Source organism: Cobetia sp. 4B (assembly GCF_018831605.1).
Lineage (GTDB): Bacteria > Pseudomonadota > Gammaproteobacteria > Pseudomonadales > Halomonadaceae > Cobetia > Cobetia amphilecti.
The window spans coordinates 1,639,218-1,657,654 of sequence record NZ_CP059843.1; the positions used below are offsets into that span (position 1 = coordinate 1,639,218).

The 18,437-nt window shown below is 59.2% G+C and carries 14 protein-coding genes; 8 read left to right on the forward strand and 6 right to left on the reverse strand.

Features of this window, described 5'->3' with window-relative positions; all coding sequences use genetic code 11:
* Window positions 1-50: 50 nt before the first annotated feature.
* Complete coding sequence (locus H2O77_RS07010; protein ID WP_225347893.1) at window positions 51-1,043, reverse strand: sugar ABC transporter substrate-binding protein; 993 nt, start codon at window positions 1,041-1,043, stop codon at window positions 51-53.
* A gap of 283 nt (window positions 1,044-1,326) precedes the next feature.
* On the opposite strand from H2O77_RS07010, the gene H2O77_RS07015 reads away from it, so the two are divergent.
* The 3 genes from H2O77_RS07015 to iolB all read left to right on the forward strand — a co-directional run bounded on the left by H2O77_RS07015 (window position 1,327) and on the right by iolB (window position 4,187).
* The gene (locus tag H2O77_RS07015) at window positions 1,327-2,214 is read left to right on the forward strand and encodes a MurR/RpiR family transcriptional regulator (protein WP_215824255.1); all 888 of its coding nucleotides are present in this window, start codon (window positions 1,327-1,329) and stop codon (window positions 2,212-2,214) included.
* A 125-nt stretch (window positions 2,215-2,339) separates the two neighbouring features.
* Window positions 2,340-3,335 (forward strand): inositol 2-dehydrogenase, encoded by a 996-nt coding sequence (gene iolG, locus H2O77_RS07020; RefSeq protein ID WP_215824256.1) that lies wholly within the window; start codon window positions 2,340-2,342, stop codon window positions 3,333-3,335.
* Between the two features lie 48 nt (window positions 3,336-3,383).
* Complete coding sequence (gene iolB, locus H2O77_RS07025) at window positions 3,384-4,187, forward strand: 5-deoxy-glucuronate isomerase (protein WP_192838006.1); 804 nt, start codon at window positions 3,384-3,386, stop codon at window positions 4,185-4,187.
* Between the two features lie 97 nt (window positions 4,188-4,284).
* Here iolB and H2O77_RS07030 read toward each other — a convergent pair whose 3' ends face one another.
* The 5 genes from H2O77_RS07030 to H2O77_RS07050 all read right to left on the reverse strand — a co-directional run bounded on the left by H2O77_RS07030 (window position 4,285) and on the right by H2O77_RS07050 (window position 11,799).
* The gene (locus H2O77_RS07030) at window positions 4,285-4,413 is read right to left on the reverse strand and encodes a putative transporter small subunit (protein WP_215824257.1); all 129 of its coding nucleotides are present in this window, start codon (window positions 4,411-4,413) and stop codon (window positions 4,285-4,287) included.
* 40 nt (window positions 4,414-4,453) lie between these two features.
* A complete protein-coding gene (locus tag H2O77_RS07035) occupies window positions 4,454-6,157 on the reverse strand; it encodes a sodium:solute symporter family protein (protein WP_215824258.1) in 1,704 nt (567 codons plus the stop codon).
* Window positions 6,158-6,970: 813 nt separating this feature from the next.
* The gene (locus H2O77_RS07040) at window positions 6,971-8,593 is read right to left on the reverse strand and encodes a BCCT family transporter (protein ID WP_215824259.1); all 1,623 of its coding nucleotides are present in this window, start codon (window positions 8,591-8,593) and stop codon (window positions 6,971-6,973) included.
* A 315-nt stretch (window positions 8,594-8,908) separates the two neighbouring features.
* Window positions 8,909-10,519 (reverse strand): BCCT family transporter, encoded by a 1,611-nt coding sequence (locus tag H2O77_RS07045; protein WP_131431800.1) that lies wholly within the window; start codon window positions 10,517-10,519, stop codon window positions 8,909-8,911.
* 362 nt (window positions 10,520-10,881) lie between these two features.
* Window positions 10,882-11,799 carry a LysR substrate-binding domain-containing protein gene (locus H2O77_RS07050; protein ID WP_043334049.1) on the reverse strand — a complete coding sequence of 306 codons (918 nt, stop codon included), beginning with the start codon at window positions 11,797-11,799 and terminating at the stop codon, window positions 10,882-10,884.
* Between the two features lie 98 nt (window positions 11,800-11,897).
* Between H2O77_RS07050 and H2O77_RS07055 the strand changes: the two genes are divergently transcribed.
* The 5 genes from H2O77_RS07055 (at window position 11,898) to H2O77_RS07075 (ending at window position 18,203) form a co-directional block, all read left to right on the forward strand.
* Window positions 11,898-12,803 carry a phytanoyl-CoA dioxygenase family protein gene (locus H2O77_RS07055; protein WP_318527679.1) on the forward strand — a complete coding sequence of 302 codons (906 nt, stop codon included), beginning with the start codon at window positions 11,898-11,900 and terminating at the stop codon, window positions 12,801-12,803.
* A gap of 82 nt (window positions 12,804-12,885) precedes the next feature.
* Window positions 12,886-14,133, forward strand: a complete 1,248-nt coding sequence (locus H2O77_RS07060) for a Xaa-Pro peptidase family protein (protein WP_215824260.1) — start codon at window positions 12,886-12,888, stop codon at window positions 14,131-14,133.
* 305 nt (window positions 14,134-14,438) lie between these two features.
* Complete coding sequence (locus tag H2O77_RS07065; RefSeq protein WP_215824261.1) at window positions 14,439-15,353, forward strand: LysR substrate-binding domain-containing protein; 915 nt, start codon at window positions 14,439-14,441, stop codon at window positions 15,351-15,353.
* Between the two features lie 348 nt (window positions 15,354-15,701).
* Window positions 15,702-16,661, forward strand: coding sequence for an NAD(P)-dependent oxidoreductase (locus tag H2O77_RS07070; RefSeq protein WP_131431804.1), 960 nt, complete (start codon window positions 15,702-15,704; stop codon window positions 16,659-16,661).
* Window positions 16,662-16,769: 108 nt separating this feature from the next.
* A complete protein-coding gene (locus H2O77_RS07075; RefSeq protein WP_215824262.1) occupies window positions 16,770-18,203 on the forward strand; it encodes an aldehyde dehydrogenase family protein in 1,434 nt (477 codons plus the stop codon).
* Window positions 18,204-18,437: the final 234 nt, after the last annotated feature.

Genomic DNA, 18,437 nt, shown 5'->3' on the forward strand with positions numbered 1-18,437 from the left:
GAGGACGCCATGTCATGGAAATGAAAGTTTTGCCAAATTGAGCTTTTCGCTTAGCGAATGCCTTGCTCTGAAAGCTCGATGACCTGACCTGCATTCTCGGCGGTGACAAATCCGGGGCCTGTGGCGACATCGCCAGCCGGCATCAGACCGTGTATGTGGTACTGATGCATGAAGACCACCGGCAGATAGCCTTGCAGGTACTGTTGTTGATCAATGGCAAAGTTCATTTCACCCGACTGAATGGCGGCGAGTATGTCGGGGGAGAGATCGAAGGTGCCGAGCTGGAATTTTTGAGTAGCGCCAGCTTCTTGCATTGCCTTGAGCATTGGCTCGGAACCGAGAGGCCCCAAGGCGAGGATGGCATCCACTTCGCTGTGCTGATTGAGGTAGGCAACGAGAGAGTTTTTGATTTCGGTGGGATCGGTGCTGGTGGCTAGTTCACTGGCGCTACCGTCGAACCCCTTGATGAAGCCCGCGCACCGTGCATCTAGCCCTACGTTGCCTTGCTCCTGATTGATGCAGAGTCCGTGTTTGGCGCCGCTCTCTACCATGCGTTCTGCCGCACCTCGCCCTGCTTCATATTCACTCTGACCAATGTGAAGTTGTGCGCCGACCTCCTTGGACTTATCGCCACCAGAATTGATGGTGATGACCGGGATCTGCTGATCCACAGCATTCTTGATGCCTTTGCCCAGTGCATCAGCGTCGGTCAGGGAAATGATAAGGCCATCTGGCTTTGAAGCTACTGCAGCATCCAGCAGTTGCGCCATCTTTGCCATGTCAAAGGTAGAAGGTGCGCGGTACTCGACTTCGACGCCAAGTTCTTCAGCTGCATCGTCAGCGCCGCGCTTGACGACTGACCAGAAGGGGTCGGAGTTCTGGCCATGCGTGATCATGACGTAGCGCTCGGTTTCGGCTGCCCAGGCGGCATTGGCCACAGAGACTGCTAACAAGGCTGTCGTGAGACTGGCTATCGCACGACGCAGGCGTGGCATCCTTCTGTGAGAGTTCGGAGAGGTGGCGAGAGGCTCGACTTTGTACATGGTTGGCTCCTGACGTTCTTTGGTTATTGTCTTTGTCAGTGAGGAAGAGCGGACTGGCGCTGCTCTCTTCCAGTATGCGAGTGCCCGGTGGTCTGGAACATGGCGTATTCCATCGCGACCGGTAGTTGGAATGTAGATTCCACTCGGATGGAATGCAACCGGAATATTCATTTTATTTTGATCTTGGAATTTTCATTCCATGCGCCTAGACTCCTCCCTATCGCCTACCGGGGGATCGCCAAGATCTCAGCGCCCAGTCAGGTAGGCACAGCGAGGAGTATTTATGCCAGATCCCACTTCCTTGCAGCGCGCCGCGCGTCAGCTGCAGACTTTTGAAGCCCTAGAGGCGCATATAGGCGAGCAATATCCCGAGCTCTCCAAGCGCTTGCAGCAGAGTGCTCGCTTTCTTCTGGATCATCCCCAGGAAGTGGCATTCGGCACGGTAGCCGCACTGGCTGACAAAGCTGGGGTGACACCCTCCACCATGATCCGCTTTGCGAATGCGCTGGGATTCTCTGGCTTTTCGGAGATGCAGAAGCTGTTCCGCTCACGCTTGGTTGAGGCAGAGCCCGATTACAACGAACGCATTCGTGTGGCTCGTGAGGTCACTGGGACGAGCCCAAGCGTCAACGAGCTACTGATGAATTTCGCCGAGGCCAATCTGCAAGCTTTGGCTCAGTTGCCTCATCGCGTGCCGACGCAAGATATCGAGCGGGCGCTGGACCTCATGCAGGCCGCGGAGGCCATTCATCTGTTGGGTGCTCGCCGTAGCTTCGTGGTCTCAAGTTACCTGGCCTATTCGCTGCGTCACGTGGCCAAGCGTGCGTTTCTCATGGATGGGATGGGGGCGATGTATCGCGAGCAGGCCGAGGCAGTGTCTGAACGGGACTGTCTATTGGTGACCAGCTTTGCCCCCTATGCCGAGGAGGTACAAAACGCCGTCAGGTCGGTCAGGGAGCGAGGGGTCCCCATCATATTGATTACGGATTCCTCGTTGAGCCCTCTGACTCGCCAAGCGGATGTGGCATTGGTCGTCAATGAGGCGGAAGTACAGGGATTCAGAGGATTGACCTCCACGTTATGTCTGGCACAAGTGCTGGCAATCGGGCTGGGGGTTCGCAATGAAGCCAATATGGCAACAGATAGTCAGAAATTGCAGATAGAAAACTGATGTTTCAATAACCAGCGGGTTCTCTTGGCAAGTCAACACAGGAGGTGTTGCCTTCCAGCCCCGCGACTTCTCGCAATGCAGTTGCAACAAGCTCAACAACAAACGCCATGAAGAGGAAGTCTTATATGAAAATCGCTCTGTTAGGTGCCGGTCGCATCGGCCGTGTTCATGCTCGCGCTATCTCTGACCACCCGACGGCCGAGCTGGCTTCGGTTAGCGACGCCTTTTCTGCAGCAGCCGAGTCACTGGCTAGCGAGTACGGCGTGCCGGTGCTAAGTGCTGATGATGTTTTCAGCTCTGACGATATTGACGGTGTCTTGATTGCGTCTTCAACACCAACGCATTCTGACTTCCTGGAACGCGCCGCTCGTTCTGGCAAGGCCGTACTGTGCGAAAAGCCGATTGACCTGGATCTAGTGCGTACGCGCCATTGTCTCGCGGTGTTGGAAGAGTATCCGGTCACCTGCGCTCTGGGGTTCAATCGTCGTCACGACCCCCAGTTTTCCGCGCTGAAGACCGCAATGGACTCAGGACGCATTGGCAAGTTGGAAATGATCACGATCACCAGCCGTGACCCTGAGCCGCCCCCCGCTGAATATATTGCAGCCTCGGGCGGTATCTTCCGTGACATGAGCATTCATGATCTGGATATGGCTGCCTGGTTGCTCGGAGAGCCTGTAACGGAAGTGACAGTAAGTGGCAGCTGTCTTGTGGACCCGGCTATTGGTGAGGCAGGTGATCTCGACAGTGTCCTGATCAATCTGAAGAGTGCGTCGGGCAAGTTGGTCAATATCAGCAATTCTCGCCGGGCCTGCTATGGCTACGATCAGCGTATTGAAGTGTTTGGCAGCAAGGGGATGTTGGAGGCGCGCAACGAAACGGATACTCAGTTGCGTTTCACGGGTGCCGAGGGGGTCGTGGATGAGCGTCCACAGTGGTTCTTCCTCGAGCGTTACTCGCGCGCTTATGCACAGGAAGTCGCCGACTTCGTGGCAGCCTGGCAGGAAAATCGGGCGCCGTTGGCAGGAGCGCAAGATGGTCTGGCGGCACTTGAACTAGCAGAAGCCGCGCTGATTTCCTACCGAGAAGGTCGGCGAGTCTTGCTCAGTGAAATCCGCTGAGACCTGCTCAGTAATTTGAATTGCCATCGCCATGATAGGAGTCGACCAATGAGCCTTCTGGTAAGACCGCATGCCCCGAGTGAAGATGGCACCTTGCTCGAGGTAACCCCGGAATCTGCAGGCTGGACACACGTGGGCTTTCGCGTGCATCGCTTGAAACAAGGTGAGCGTTTCGAGCGCCACACCGAGAGTCGTGAGCAATGCCTCGTGCTGCTCTCGGGGCGCGCGACCGTGCGTACCGGTGACCAGACTTTCGAGAATATCGGCGAGCGCATGAGTGTTTTCGATCACTTGCCTCCCTATTCGGTGTACCTGCCAGATGGCGTCGCCTACTCGGTAGAAGCCCTGACAGAGCTTGAAATAGCAGTTTGTAGTGCTCCGGGGCATGGCAACCATGCCGCGCGCCTGATTCGCCCCGAGCAGGTGGCCTGTTCGACACGAGGCGAGGGGACCAATACGCGCCATGTGCAGGACATTCTTCCGCAGACAGAGCCTGCTGATAGTTTGTTGGTGGTTGAGGTCTATACACCGCCGGGTAATTGGTCCAGCTACCCGCCGCACAAGCATTGTGCGGACAACCTCCCGGAGGAGTCTTTCCTTGAGGAAACCTATTATCACAAGCTCAATCCGTCACAGGGCTTTGCGTTCCAGCGCGTCTATACCGATGATCGCTCTCTGGATGAGACCATGGCGGTGGAGGACGGTTGCTGTGTGATGGTGCCGGAGGGATATCATCCCGCCGCCGCCCCGCACGGCTACGAGCTCTACTACCTCAATGTCATGGCCGGCCCCAAGCGGGTGTGGAAGTTCAAGAATGATCCTGCGCATGAGTGGATCGTCGAGCAGGCGTGATAGACAGGCTATTCTTCGGTAAGTCGTAAAAAAGCCCGCCTCTGGACAATCCAGAGGCGGGCTTTTGCGTTCCTGGCGTCACATTACGCCAGGAGCTTCATACCAGCTCGCGCTTTTCTTCCCGTGCGATGCGGCGATCACGTGCGACCGCGCGGCAGATGACGATCAATACCGCCAGGGTGAGCACTGGCCATACCAGTACGTAGGTGGCAAATAGCAATGTCATGAGTGTTGTCTCCTTGTTCTGTCTCGGACGTTATCCAGAATCATGCGCCGGTGGAGGTAGCAGGCTGCGTCTGGATCGGTGTTGTCGTATCACGATCGCCTGAGTCGAGTGCTTCGTCATAGTTGCCGACACGTGCGGTGATGGTGTCGAAGTCGAAGCGTTCCTGGCGGCTGGTGAGGCTCATGACCACACACACCAGGGTGCTGGTGCCGTAAGCGGTCAACGATGCCAGCAGGACGGTGTAGTCGCGCAGGAAGTCAGTCGCGAAGATCAGCATGGCGATCATGGCCGCGATTCCCGCAAGGATGCCGAGAATGCGCCCCAGGAAGCCGAATACCATCAGGCCGATGATCACGCCGCCGCCGATGCTGGCGAGCAGCTCGAAGAACAGACCGCTCATGCCCGTCAGCGGCACCAGTTCAAAGCGTGCCAGGCAGAACATCACCATCGCGACGATGACCGACGTGGTGAAGGCGGTGTTGGTCACCCGATTCCAGAAGCAGCTGGCGATGACCGGGAAGACGATCGCGCCCCACAGAGCTCCGACGAAGACCAGCATCACCAGGATATCCAGTGAGAAGCTGGCGAAGACGATGCCCAGCACCGTGGCGATGATCATGGTCAAGCGGCCGATGAAGAGCATGCGCTTCGGGTCTGGCTTGCCGCGGGCGATATTCTTGCCATAGACATCGGCCATGATGATGGCGGACAGCGCGGAAAGGTCGGAATCCGCGGTGGAGGACAGCGAGCCGATCACCAGAATGAAGAACAGCGCGATGAAGAACGGCGGCAGATACTCGGACACCATCTGCGGGATGAGGTTGTTCATGTCGCCGTTGAGCGGCTCCACCCCGAGTGTCAGTGCCATCAGGCCAATCATGCCCAGGCCGATGACGATGGCGCCATAGCCCAGTGTCGCGGTGAGGAAGGTCGGCTTGATGTGGTCTTCGTTGACGGCGAACAGGCGCTGGGAAATGGTCTGGTTACCGATCGCATAGGCCAGTACCGCGACGAAGAAGGGCGCCCCCTGGTTCAGGATGGCATCCGTCGAGAAGAAGTTGGCCTGCTCGGGCGTCAGGTTATCCAGGCCTGCGACCAGCTCTGTCGGGCCACCCATCGCAAAGAACACCGCCGGAATGATCACGATGGCGATCGCCATCAGGGCAACCAGTTGCGCGAAGTCGGTCAGTACCGAGGCGCGGAAGCCCGACCACAGGGTATAGAACAGCACCCCCACGCCCGCCATGATCACGCCCGCCTGGAAGGACAGCGGCGAGAGCACGGAGACGAGCGCCCCGGCGGCAGTGAAGTTGACCATCAGGCTGATCACGCTACCCAGCAGGTTGGAGAGCGCCAGAATCAGCTGACTGGAGGAGCCGTGGCGCGCATGGATCAGCTCGCCCAGTGTATGCGCATTGGGCGCCAGCTTGCGGAAGCGGCGGCCGAAGGGGTAGATGAACAGAATCATCAGTGCGCCCCACAGGCCATAGTGGATCGGCCCTGAGACACCATAGGTATAGCCGGAGGTGGCGGCAGCATAGAAGGAGGCCGCCCAGATCCAGGTAGCCGTCATGCTCGCCGCGCCCATGCCGAAGCCAACGCGATGGTTGGAGACCATGAAGGCATCGGCATCTTCATTTTTCTTGCGGATCCCCAGCGTCATCAGGTAGGTGCCGCCATAGAAGGCAAGCAGCAGCAGTACGACAGTCAGGGTAGAGAATTGATATAGCGATTCGTTGTTCAAGAACTGGCCCTCGGTAGGGAAACAGGGCGCTACGCAACGCAGTCGCCCGAGGGCAAACGGTTGTCGATAGCGACGAGTAAGGAGGGGAAGGTTCTTAGCCGTGGACGTAGTTCTGCGTCATTTGCTCAAGCAAATGGCATCCAGCGCAGCACGTGGGCCGCGTCATCAATAATCGGCAATCTCGGTCAATGAAGACGGAGTTGGTGGCACTTCCCGGTCAGGCGGGAACTTGGGGGAGGGCGGCGTGGCATGCATCTGCCTTCATCGGAATAATGATATCGCATACGCGTCCTTGTTATCGGTCAAGCCTTGCAAGGGCGCTGATGCGAGTTGTTGGTCAGCCCCAAGCTTGGCAAAACGGTGTTTTTATTTTCTCTCGTTATCAAATTCGTTGACAACGATAAATTATGCGCATGTCAATGTCTACACCCTGGCGGGCAAAGCTTGCCTCTCATTCACGTCAACGGTGGTTGGACGAGCGGGTGCGACGATGTTCAGTTGCGTGACACGTGCCAGAGCAGCATGGAAGACATGACTTATTATATATAAATAATATTACTCGGCATGAGTTGTGTTTATTTGCTGAGTGTTCTGAATGGTGCCAGAAAGTGGAATAAATCGTTGTTATTACGTCATGCGTATTACTTGTCCAATGCTTGAGGAAAAGACTCCCTCAATGGCTCAGGCAACGACTGACTCGGCTTGGAGGGGGTGTTGACCCATGGGAGAGCGAGTCTTCAAAGCGGCCTACCCACAGTAAAACGCCCTGTCCGAAGACAGGGCGTAGTGGGCATGCTCAACGCAGGGTTTGGCTTACCGAGAGCTTTCTGCTGTCTTGCGAGTGCTTTCCCAGCGCAGGTGCGCTTCGGGAGAATAGCTACGTGACGGCGTGTGCTCGAGACCGATCTTGGCGGTACCGATCGACACCAGACGCAGCAGGGACGCCGTGGCGGCAATCACGATGAACAGCGCCGGCACACCGCCGAGATTGGAGAGCATCTTGATGCCATCAATGCCCACGAAGGCCGTCATGATCCAGGCGACGGCGCCGATGGTGCAACCCCAGATGATCTTCATGAGCAGACGATCATTGGTATTTTCATCACTGTCACCGGCCATGGCGGCCTGGCTGTCAGTGCTGCACAGCTGGCTGATCGCTTCGGTGTTGGAGTCGGCTGCCGTCACGAAGGACAGGAAGGCGATGATCAGGAAGACGGCGCTGACCAAGGTGCTCATCGGCAGTTCGTCAAACAGGGCATAGATGACGGAGCCTGCACCAGACTCATTCAGCAGTTGGTAAAGCGCACCGCCACTTTGCATGTCGAACTGGATAGTGGAGCTTGCGAAGACACTCACGTAGGTGATCGAGAACAGGGCCGGCGCGACCAGGTTGATCAGCATGAACTGTCGCACGGTATAGCCACGGGAAATCTTGCCCAGGAACAGGGCGGATATCGGTGCCCATGCCATCCAGTTGGCCCAGTAGAAGATACTCCAGCTTTTCGGCCACGGATCGTCATCGAAGGCCCCGGTGAACAGGCTCTTTTGCATGAAGTTGTTGAAATACTCACCCGCAGCTTCGGTGCCATAGCCAAGAATGGTCTGGGTCGGGCCGCACAGGAAGACGAAGGCCATGAAGACGAAGAAGGCCTTGGCGTTGATGGCGGACAGACGCGCAATGCCTTTCTGCAGACCACTGGCCGCGGAGGCGGTAAAGCAGGCCACGATGGCGAGAGTCACCAGTGCCAGCATCAGCGGGCCAGTGCCGGTCCCCAGGAAGCGGTCCAGGCCGCCGGCCAGTGTCATGGCGCCGGTGCCCAATGACGATGCCATGCCGCAGACCAGTGCGAACAATGCCAGTGCATCCAGCGCGCGGCCCTTGCGGCCGATCAGGCGATCACCCAACAGCGGCACGAAGAGCGTGCCGAGCGAGAACGGCTTGCCCAGGTTGTAATGCATCAGAGCGAACAGCAATGCCGGGACGGTATAGATCGCATAGGGCGTGAATGACCAATGCAGGAACATCGTCGAGAGTGCAAAGCGTGCTGCCTCAGGAGAGTTCGCCGTCACCTCCAGTGAGCCGGGCGGAGTGTGTAAGTGATAGAGCGGTTCTGCGGTCGACCAGAACATGATGCCGACGGCCAGCGTGGTACATAGCGTGATGGAAAACCAGCGCCAGGGTGTCAGGATTCGCGTGGCATTTTCACCACCGATCCGCGTGCGGCCCAGTGGTGACAGGTAAGTGATCAGGCATGTCACCACCATCGCCAGTGCCGTAATCGAGAACAGCCAACCGAACTTGTTGAGTACCCAGTCATTCAAGGCCGTCGTGGTGGCGAGAAAGCCTTCGAGATTGATAAGGCTTGCTGCCACTGCGACTATCAGCAGGATGAACGGTGGCCAGAAGACGAGGGGGCGGATGGAAGAACTAAACATACGCGTTCCTATAATTTTCTTGTGTGTCTGAGGATGCTAACCCATAAAATTCTGTTTTGTCAGCGTTGTGCTTTCAGCCTTGTATGGGTATACACGCGCGCGTTCAGGTAAGGAATCTGGGTTATTTTTTGAGGGTTCTGTCAGGAAATCGCTTCAGTGGCTAACGCACCCTAGCCGTAACGCAGGCTGCATGGCCCATGCCACTGTGCGGGCCATGACACTCAAGAGAAAACCACGACACCCCCGTCGCCTCTCGGCCCGGGGGTGTCGTGGTTTCTCCTTGAGGACTTGAGTGTCACGCCATCTCGAGTTGGCTCAGCTGGACTGGGAAGATTGCCAGCGCTGGTGAGCTTCCGCCGAATAACTGCGTGACGGCGTGTGCTCGAGGCCGATCTTGGCGGTGCCGATCGAGACCAGTCGTATCAGAGACGCCGTGGCACCGATCACGATGAAGAGCGCTGGTACCCCGCCGAGGTTGGAGAGCATCTTGATGCCATCGATGCCGACGAAGGAGGTCATGATCCAGGCGACGGCACCGATGGTCGAGCCCCAGATGATCTTCATCATCAGGCGGCCCTTGCTGCGGTCTTCGCTTTCGTTGCCTGCCAGAGCCTCCTGGCTATCCGAGCTGCAGAGTTGGCTGATGGCATCGGTATTGGAGTCGGCCGCTGTCACGAAAGACAGGAAGGCGATGACCAGGAAGATCCCTCCCACCAGAGAGCTCATCGGTAGCTCATCGAATAGTGCGTAGATCACCGAGCCAGCCCCGGCCTCGCTGAGGATGGTGTTGAGTGCCCCGGCGGTATCCATGTCGAGCTTCAATGTCGTGCTGCTGAACACCGCGACATAGATGATCGAGAAGAGTGAGGGCGCCACCATGTTGATCAGCATGAACTGCCGCACGGTATACCCCCGTGAGATCTTGCCCAGGAACAGAGCCGAAATCGGTGCCCATGCCATCCAGTTGGCCCAGTAGAAGATGGTCCAGCTCTGTGGCCAGGGGTCATTGTCGAAGGCCCCGGTGAACAGATTCTTGCTCATGAAGTTGGTGAAGTATTCGCCAGCCGCTTCCGTGCCGTAGCCCAGGATGGTCAGCGTCGGACCGAAGGCGAACACGAAGATGAGAAAGGCGAAGAAGGCCTTGGCGTTGATGGCGGACAGGCGTGCGATGCCTTTTTGCAGACCACTGGCCGCCGAAGCGGTGAAACACAGCACGATCGCGAGGGTGACGATGCCCAGCATCAGCGGGCCCGAGCCAGTGCCGAGGAAGCGGTCGATGCCGCCTGCCAGTGTCATGGCCCCTGTGCCGAGGGACGACGCCATGCCACAGACCAGGGCGAAGAGCGCAAGTGCATCGAGTGCACGTCCCTTGCGACCGATCAGTCGATCTCCCAGCAGCGGCACGAACAGGGTCCCGAGCGAGAAGGGCTTGCCGAGGTTGTAATGCATCAGGGCAAAGATCAGCGCAGGAACGGTGTAGATCGCATAGGGCGTGAACGACCAGTGCAGGAACATGGTCGAGAGCGCGAACCGCGCGGCTTCCGGGCTATTGGCGGCAATGTCCAGCGAGGTGGGCGGCGAGTGCAGATGATAAAGCGGCTCTGCGGTCGACCAGAACATGATGCCCACGGCCAACGTGGTGCATAACGTGATGGAGAACCAACGCCATGGGGACAACAGTCGCGTCGCGTTCTCGCCGCCGATACGGGTGCGGCCCAACGGCGAAAGATAGGCTATGAGGCAGGCCACCACCATGCTGAGCGCCGTGATGGAAAACAACCAGCCGAACTTGCTCAGTACCTGGTTGTTGAGATTGGTAGTGACAGCCAGAAAGCTGTCGAGATCGATCAAGCTCGCCAATACGGAGGCGAACAGCAGAATGAAAGGTGGCCAGAAGACCAGTGGGCGCACGGATGCTCCGAACATTTGATACTCCTCGATCTTGTTGTCGGGTGTAGCCGATCATCTTGTTGTCAGGTGTTACCGATCATCTCGGGGTGGCGCTTGACGTCTTGTCTGCGCCGATCAGGGGCCTCATCGGTAAGGGGGGGAATGAGCGTCTGATCATGTAGGGACGATCATCTGATTTTGCAACGTCAGTGCTCGAGGAGGAGGCGGAATGACGTCAGCTTTCCGGGCTCCCTGTGACATGCAGCGAACTGCCGTGCAGCGTATTGCAGGGCAGATCGGAAAATCTTCCATCCTGTCGCAGGCAGAATGTCAGGGGTCGTAATGGAGATAGTAAAAACGCCCGTATAAGCAGCAAGACCAGTGCTCCTGATGAGGACTCATCGCACTTGAGGTTTCTCTCGCAACAATTCGCGAATCATCTCTGCGCAAGTATCGAAGATCGGATGCGTCAGGCTGGGGGAACGATGGAGTTCAATTTCGGCAGTGGGTAGCGCCGGAAGCCCTGCCTCGGTGCCCAGCTCGCACCAGTCCTCAGGCAACGAGCGTCGATCTGCCACCGTGATGGCATGGCCTTGATTGACGATGACTCTCAAGCCACTGGGGCTCTGACTGGTGGAATCGATACGCCAGCTGCGTTCTGCCTGGGTCAGGGCGGACAATGCCCTCTCGCGATAGATGCATTGTTCGGGGAACAGCGCCAACGGCAGCGGAGCGGAGGGGTCCAGCACAAAGCGTTGATGCGCCGCCCACACGACAGGCTCGCGAGACAGCAGTTCCCCCTGGCGTTGTTGGTTGTGGCTGACCGCGATGACCAGATCCAGCTGGCCGGCATCGAGCTGTTCCAGCAGTTCCGTGGACATCCGGCAGTGGATGTGCGGACGGATCTGGGGGTGGCGCTCGCCGAGATGTGCCAGCAGCTGTGGCAACCAGGTGGTGGCGTAATCCTCCGGCAAGCCGAGGCGCAACGTGATCGGGTGGTCGTTTTCGCTGAGGGCGGCCACGGCTTCGCGTTGCAGTTGCAGGATGCGTCGTGCGTAACGCAGAAACGTTCGACCGGCATTGGTCAATTCCATATGACGGCTGGTTCGCATCAGCAGTCGATAGCCAAGACGCTCCTCGAGAGTGCTGATGCGCAGACTGACAGTGGACTGCGTGCGATGCAGATGCCGCGACGCCTGAGTGAAGCTCCCGCTGTCGGCCACCGTCACGAATGCCAGCAGGAGATCCGTATCCAGCGATGGCAGCGGGCGAGGGGCGTCTGTGCTTGATGTATCGGGTTTGCCGATGGATTTCATTGGAATGACTCGTTTCTCAAATGCATGGATTCTGGCCAGCATAGTGCCTGACCCACGAGCTGTCTTGTCCCCCAGCCCCACGACGTGAGGATACCTCCGTGACTGACCTGACTTCCGCGATGCCCCCGCAATTGGCCGATGCCGAGACCGTCGATCTCTCCGCGTTGGTCGATACCGAGCGTTACCCCCTGCATGACCCCCGATCTCCAGCGCTTGAGGCCACGATCGCCAAGGCGCGTGAAGATCTCGAACGTGAGGGTTGCGCCGTATTGAGAGGATTTCTGCGTCCGGAGCGCCTTGCGCAGATGCAAGCGGAAACGGCCCGTCTCGCCGAGACCGCGTTCTACAACACCCGCGAGGTGAATGCCTATTTCACGGCCGATGACGACCGCTTGCCCCAACAGGACCCGCGTCGCTTGTTCATGACGCGCACCAGTGGCTTCGTGACGCGTGACATGATCCCTGCCGATAGCCTGATGCAGCGGCTGTACGTCTCGCAGGCCATGAAGCAGCTGGTGTCGGCCTGTCTTGGTCGTGAGCGGGTGTACGAGTATGCCGACCCCTTTGCCGGGCTCGTGCTCAACGTGCTGCCAGATGGCACCGAGCAACCCTGGCACTACGACACCAACGAATTCATCGTCACCATGATGACGCAACAGCCCGAGAGCGGGGGGCAGTTCGAGTATTGCCCCGGCATCCGCACCCCCAACGATGAGCACTACGCTGCCGTAGGCGAAGTGATCCGGGGAGAGTCGCGTGAAGCGGTGAAGACCCTGAGCCTCAACCCGGGCGATCTGCAGTTGTTCAAGGGGCGGTTCAGTCTGCACCGTGTCACGCAGGTGTCGGGTGTGGTCCCCCGGTTGACGGCGATCTTCGCGTATTCCGAAACGCCGGGAGTGGTCGGCCGGCTTGAACGTACGCGTCAGCTGTATGGACGAGTCTCGGAGCAGCACATTCTGGCGGAAGCTCAGCACGTCCAGCGTGCCGATGGTCTGCTCGACTGAGACGGGCGCGACATTCCCGTGACGCCTTCCCCCTTGTACGCGCCTTGGCGCTTGACCGAACTTTTCCCACAGGGCACTTCACATGAAAATGGACCTGACAGCGATGGGCATTCTGGCCCCGACCCATGCACTGGAAGACTGCGAACCGACTTCGGAAGAGATTGCGCAGATCCAATGCGACCGACTCGCGCGTGTTCGCCAGGAACTGGCCCGTCGTGATATCTCGGCGGCAGTGCTGTTCGACCCGGCCCATGTCCGCTATGCCACCGGGTCTCGCAACATGCAGGTATACAGCTCACGCAATCCCGCTCGCTACGTATTCGTCCCCGCGGCAGGGCCGGTCGTGCTGTTCGAGTTCTCGGGGTGTGAACACCTGGCCAGCCATCTGCCGACCGTGGACGAGATTCGTCCGGCCAAGGCGATTTCCTATTACTTCAATGAGAAGAATACACAAGACGTCACCAGGGCCTGGGCGGATGAAATCATTGACCTGGTGCGCCAGTGTGGCGGAGGTGAGCGGATCGCCCTCGAAAGCGCGACTGCAGAAGCCGCTTTCATGCTCGAGCAGCGTGGCTATCAGGTGTTGGATGCCCATGAGCCCCTTGAGCAGGCACGTGCCATCAAGGTACCCAACGAGATAAAGATGATTCGCTCCTCCCTGAGAGCGGTCGAGGAGGGGGTGCGCAAACTGGAGACCTCCATCCGTCCTGGCGTCACCGAGAATCACGCTTGGTCGCGGCTGCACCAGCACATCATCGAGACAGACGCCGATTTCATCGAGACACGCCTCATGAATTCCGGGCCGCGCACGAACCCCTGGTTCCAGGAATGTTCCGACCGTGTCATCCAGGCAGGAGAACTGGTCGCACTGGATACCGATGTGGTGGGACGTTACGGATACTATGCGGATTTCTCGAGAACCTTCCTGTGTGGTTCCGGGGAGGCCAGCGCCGAGCAGAAATCGCTCTATCGCATGGCGTATGACCAGATCCAGACCAACATGGAAAATCTCAAGCCCGGGGTCAGCTTCAAGGAATACGCCGAACGCGCCTGGCGAATCCCTCCCGCTTACCGCGCGCGTCGTTACTTTGCCCTGGCGCATGGTGTCGGGATGAACGGCGAGTATCCCTACATCGTTCATCGCGAGGATATCGAGGACAAGGGTTACGACGGCATCCTCAAGCCGGGGATGACGCTGTGTGTGGAGAGCTATATCGGGCATGAGTCCGGTGGTGAAGGCGTCAAGCTCGAAGAGCAGCTGTACATTCGTGACGATGGTCAGGTGGAGCTGTTGTCCGACTACCCCTTCGACGAGCGCCTGCTGAGCTAGGCTGCCTGAGTCAGGCTGGTTGAGCCGGGCCTGTTGAGCCGGGCCGGTTGAGCCGGGCCGGTTGAGCCGGCCACGGGTAGCTTGCCGACGCGCATCGGCATTACGCGGCATGGCGGCTTTGGTAACATGAGGTCAATTGTGCGGGTGGCTGTCAGCGACGGTCACCCGCTTTGCCATTGTCTCATGGCGAAAGAGGGCCAGATGGCAGCCGTGTGCCGTGAACGGGAGAGAGTGTCGAGAACGTCTATCGTTCATGGGATACCGGTTGCTTCCTGCTCGCCTTTTGCCTTTCGTGAGTGTCGTCTATGCCAACCCCTCTGCCACTGCAGAAACTGCCGCCCTTGAGTTCGCTGAAAGGGTTTGAAGCTGCTGCGCGTCTGCTGAGTCTCCGCGCGGCTGCCGAGGAGCTGAACCTGACACATCCGGCCATCGCCAACCAGATTCAGCGTCTCGAAGAGAGTCTGGAGGTGAAACTGTTTGCCCGTGAAGGCCGTCATGTGGTGCTGACGGCGGCTGGCGAGCGTTTCTATCCGGTAGTGCGTGAAGCGCTGGCGGGCCTGGTGCAAGGCGCCGAGTCTCTGCGCCAGATGCAGCATGCCCAGCCGCTGACGATTCAGGTCTATGTGACGACCTCGATTCGCTGGTTGGCACCTCGCTTGTCGCATTTCCAGGCCATGCATCCTGAAGTCGAGCTCAAGCTGATGACGTGCAGTCTCGGCTGGGAGTTCGATGAGGCCAATGCCGATGTCGGTATCGTCTTCCGCGATGCGCCGCTGGCGGACCACCTGCACTGGCAGCCGTTGTTCGAGTCACGCCTCCTCCCGGTATGCAGCCCCCAGCTGCTGGGCGACGATAAACACCCGGTTTCCGCGGATGCCTTGAAGACGCTGCCGTTGATCGGGGTCTACACCGAGGGCTGGAATTGGGAGAGTTACTTCGAGGCATTGTCGCTAGGCCCTTGTCCCACCCGCAATTGCATCGTGGTCGACACTCTGGCCGTCGCCCTGGAGATGGCGGCGCGCGGGGAGGGCGTCGCTTTGGTCAACGGGCCCTTTGCCGACGATGACCTGGCGAACGGTCGACTCATCAACCCGACCGGACAGGTGACGACCGGGCGCGGTGAATGGGGGGCTGTCTGTCATCGCGAGCTGGAGCGGGACCCCCGCGTCGCGACCCTCCTTGGCTGGCTGGAGGCACAGAGTCGCAGCGTGCCCACCTGATCCGCCAGAGCGAGAGCTGTTACGTGACAACGCCACCTTCGGGTGGCGTTTTTTGTTTCCGGGTTCTGACTTCCGGGTTCTGTGTTCTGAGTTATGGGGGGGGGCTGGGCATCTGGCATCTGCCGGTTGATCGCTGTTCGCTGTTTGCTGTTCGGAGGCGCGGGGTCTGGGGGACTCACAAAAATTGTTACCAATTGCCAAATTCTTATGAATTGTTGGCAGGCAGGTCGGCCAGTAGGGTGAGCCTCAAGATGACATGGGCCACGACGGACAGGATTCCACTCCGTCCCAAGCGGTCCTGTGCAGTACACCGGACAGCCAGCAGGCAGACAGCAAAGAGGACAGCACATGAAAGTCGGATTCATCGGTCTTGGTAACGTGGGTGGCAAGCTGGCAGGTAGTCTGCTGCGCAATGGACATGACGTCACCGTGCGTGACCTTGACCCGGAAGCCGCCAAGCCTTTCCTCGCGCAGGGTGCCAAGTGGGCGGATTCTTCCAAGGAACTCGCCGAAGCCAACGACATGGTCATCACCTGCCTGCCGTCTCCGGCTGCCTGCAGCGCCGTGATGGAAAGCGACGACGGCATCATCGCCGGTCTGCGTGAAGGCAAGATCTGGCTCGAGATGAGCACTACCGACGACGGCGAACTGCGTCGTATCGCCGACAAGGTGCTGGCCACCGGTGCCAAGGCACTGGAAGCGCCTGTCTCCGGCGGCTGCCACCGCGCAGCCACCGGCAATATCTCCATCTTCGTCGGCGGTGACCGCGAATCCTTCGAGCAGGTGCTGCCGGTGCTGACCAACCTGGGGCGTCGCGTTCTGCACACCGGGGAGCTGGGTACCGCCTCCGTGCTCAAGGTGATGACCAACTATCTGGCCACCGCCAACCTGTGCGCCGTCGCCGAAGCCCTGACCGTCTGCAAGAAGGCCGGCATGGACATGAATACCACCTACGAGGCGATCAAGATTTCCTCGGGCAACTCCTTCGTCCACGAGACCGAGTCCCAGGTTATCCTGAACGGAAGCCGCAACATCAGCTTCACCATGGATCTGGTGCTCAAGGATGTCGGCCTGTTCGACACCCTGGCCAAGAACCTGGATGTGCCGCTGGAAATCTCCCCGATGCTGATGGACATCTTCCGCGATGGTCAGGAACGCTTCGGTCCGCGTGAGTGGTCCTCCAACATCATCCGTCGTCTCGAGGAAGCCGCCGATGTCCGTGTGCTCGGCACCGGCTTCCCGGCAGAGCTGACTGACGACGAGCCGGAAGAAGTCGGCTACGAAGTCGGCGTTACCGGCCGCAGCTGAGCCGTGAAGACTGCCCCGGAGCGCCGTGCGAATGGCCTCCGGGGCATTTGCGTTTGAGACTCACCCTCAGGGAAAGTGTTATCTCCCACCAGCAACGAGAGGTCTGGCATGCAACATCACGACAACTTCTACATCAATGGCCACTGGCAGGCACCCTTCGGGCGCGAGCGCATGGAGGTCATCAATCCGGCCACCGGCGAGCTGTGCGCCAGTGTGCCGCGCGCCGGTGAGCAGGATGTGGAGGCTGCCATCATGGCAGCACGTCAGGCGCTGCCTGCCTGGTCCACGACATCTGCGCAGGAACGCCACGATATCCTGATGGCGGCAGCGGATGAGATGCAGCATCGCTTCGATGAGCTGCGCGACGTGCAGGTGCTCACCATGGGTTGCCCGGTGCAATTGGCCGGCGCGCTGCACGTGGAAGGCCCCATCGAAGGCATGCGTTACTACGCCGAACGTGCCTTCCAGATGGAAGAGGACGAGCGCAAGGGCGATGTGACTCTGATGCGCGAGCCCATCGGTGTCTGCTCGCTGATCAACCCGTGGAACTATCCGCTGCATCAGTTGATCGGCAAGCTGGCCCCGGCGCTGGCGGCAGGCTGCACCGTGATCGCCAAGCCGGCGGAGCAGACGCCGCTGCAGGACTTCATCATGGCCGAGATCTTCGAGAAGGTCGGTCTGCCTGCTGGCGTCTTCAATGTGGTGACGGGCGAGGGCAGCGAGATCGGCCCGGTGATGTCCGGCCATCCGCAGGTCGACATGGTGTCCTTCACTGGCTCGACCATTGCCGGTAGCAAGGTCGCCGAGAGTGCCGCGCCCACCGTCAAGCGGGTCTGTCAGGAACTGGGCGGCAAGTCACCGCTGCTGGTGACGGAAGATGCCGACCTGGCCGCGGCCGTGCGCTTGAACGTCGAGAACGTGATGGCCAACACCGGCCAGACCTGCGACGCCTTCACGCGTCTGCTGGTGCCGCGTTCGCGCATGGAAGAGGCGACCCGCCTGGCGGTCGAGATCGCCAGTGAGCAGGTGGTGGGTGACCCGAATGATCCGGCGACCACCATGGGGCCGCTGGTCTCTCAGCGTCAGCGCGAGCGGGTGCTTGATCTGGTGCAGCGGGCCATCAACGACGGTGTCGAGCTGGCGCTGGGTGGCGTCGAGCCGCCCGAAGGGCTCGAGAAGGGCTGCTATGTGCGGCCGACCATCTTCACCAACGTCAGCAATGAAATGGAGATCGCCCGTGAGGAGGTCTTCGGCCCGGTGCTGTGCATCCTGCCCTACGATGACGTGAAGCAGGGGATCGCCATCGCCAATGACAGCGTCTATGGCCTGTCATCTGCAGTCTATGCGCGTGACGCCGAGGCAGCATTGCCGATCGCCCGCTGCATGCAGGCAGGGCAATGCTATCTGCAAGGGGCAGAGTTCTCCTTCGATGCGCCCTTCGGTGGCTACAAGCGTTCCGGCAACGGCCGTGAATGGGGCGACGAAGGCCTGGCCGAATATGTCGAGGTCAAGGCACTGCTCGGCGCGCCGGTCATCTCCTGACAGGAGGCGATTGACGCCGCCGTGATGCCACGCAAGATACCCGTGATTCGTGAGGCCAGGGTGGCCTTGTGAATCACGGGTATCTTGCATTCGCGCCATCGACCATTCGCGCCATCGACAAAAGACACCCTCAAGGCGCTTGTCGGCTGTCGCGGATGCGCTTCGCTATCAGAGCAACGCCCATCGCGTCTGTCACATCGCTGAGTACTGAAAAATACCTATATGCTCAGTGCT

Excerpts from the sequence above, each read along its gene's own strand:
- H2O77_RS07010 (WP_225347893.1), bottom strand. The coding sequence starts at position 1,043 with ATGTACAAAGTCGAGCCTCTCGCCACCTCTCCGAACTCTCACAGAAGG.
- H2O77_RS07015 (WP_215824255.1), top strand. The coding sequence starts at position 1,327 with ATGCCAGATCCCACTTCCTTGCAGCGCGCCGCGCGTCAGCTGCAGACT.
- iolG (WP_215824256.1), top strand. The coding sequence starts at position 2,340 with ATGAAAATCGCTCTGTTAGGTGCCGGTCGCATCGGCCGTGTTCATGCT.
- iolB (WP_192838006.1), top strand. The coding sequence starts at position 3,384 with ATGAGCCTTCTGGTAAGACCGCATGCCCCGAGTGAAGATGGCACCTTG.
- H2O77_RS07030 (WP_215824257.1), bottom strand. The coding sequence starts at position 4,413 with ATGACATTGCTATTTGCCACCTACGTACTGGTATGGCCAGTGCTCACC.
- H2O77_RS07040 (WP_215824259.1), bottom strand. The coding sequence starts at position 8,593 with ATGTTTAGTTCTTCCATCCGCCCCCTCGTCTTCTGGCCACCGTTCATC.
- H2O77_RS07045 (WP_131431800.1), bottom strand. The coding sequence starts at position 10,519 with ATGTTCGGAGCATCCGTGCGCCCACTGGTCTTCTGGCCACCTTTCATT.
- H2O77_RS07050 (WP_043334049.1), bottom strand. The coding sequence starts at position 11,799 with ATGAAATCCATCGGCAAACCCGATACATCAAGCACAGACGCCCCTCGC.
- H2O77_RS07060 (WP_215824260.1), top strand. The coding sequence starts at position 12,886 with ATGAAAATGGACCTGACAGCGATGGGCATTCTGGCCCCGACCCATGCA.
- H2O77_RS07065 (WP_215824261.1), top strand. The coding sequence starts at position 14,439 with ATGCCAACCCCTCTGCCACTGCAGAAACTGCCGCCCTTGAGTTCGCTG.
- H2O77_RS07070 (WP_131431804.1), top strand. The coding sequence starts at position 15,702 with ATGAAAGTCGGATTCATCGGTCTTGGTAACGTGGGTGGCAAGCTGGCA.
- H2O77_RS07075 (WP_215824262.1), top strand. The coding sequence starts at position 16,770 with ATGCAACATCACGACAACTTCTACATCAATGGCCACTGGCAGGCACCC.